Raw genomic sequence first — 729 nt, 5'->3', positions numbered from 1 at the left:
CGTACCCATCCCGAACACGATGGTTAAGACCTAAGCGGCCGATGGTACTATGCTGGAGACGGCATGGGAGAGCAGGTGGCTGCCGGAATACTTAAAAAAGAAAACAAGGCGGAAGCCTTTTGATATAGAACGGACACGGAAAGCCGTGTCAACCTGTATCAGCGGGGAAGCGCTGTTCATATAAACTGGGTTTTACCAGTGATCAGAGTATCTGAAAGATCAGGTATCCTGATGGCTGATAAAACAGCCGGCAGGAAGCAGGGAAAGAACTGCGGACTGCACATGTACCTTGAAAACTTCATACAGAGATAATGAATTGATAAAACGTTTTGTGATCGAAAGATCATAAAACTTCAGATATATCAAGACATCCGAGAAATTTGTCAGCAGAATGCGAGTGCGCAGCTGAGGACTAAAAGGATCCGGGAGTTTACTTCCGGGATGCTTTTAGGACGAAGATGCATATGAGGTTCGCCTCAAGCGGGAAGAAGCGTAAGCGGATTCACGCGGGAACGAGCATCTGCAGACGAAAATGCAAACCAAACACAAACGTTGAAAAACGAAAACTCATTCTTGAATGAGAGCTGCGAAAGCAGCAGCCCGCCTAAGTAGCTAACGCTATAGCGAACGGGAAGGGAGAGCGGAAAACGCTCGTAGCAAGGTCAAGCAAGAAAGAGCGCAGGGTGGATGCCTTGGCACTAAGAGCCGAAGAAAGACGTGATAAGCTGC

General features: G+C 47.9%; 1 rRNA gene. It reads left to right on the top strand.

Annotated elements, in window-relative coordinates:
* Positions 1–88: ribosomal RNA gene (rrf, locus tag OCV88_RS15950) — 5S ribosomal RNA — on the top strand; the annotation flags it as partial.
* Positions 89–729: the final 641 nt, after the last annotated feature.

The sequence above is a fragment of the Brotonthovivens ammoniilytica genome, from assembly GCF_025566885.1.
In the GTDB taxonomy this organism is placed as follows: Bacteria; Bacillota; Clostridia; order Lachnospirales; family Lachnospiraceae; genus Brotonthovivens; species Brotonthovivens ammoniilytica.
This window is presented reverse-complemented; position numbering and strand designations above follow the sequence as displayed.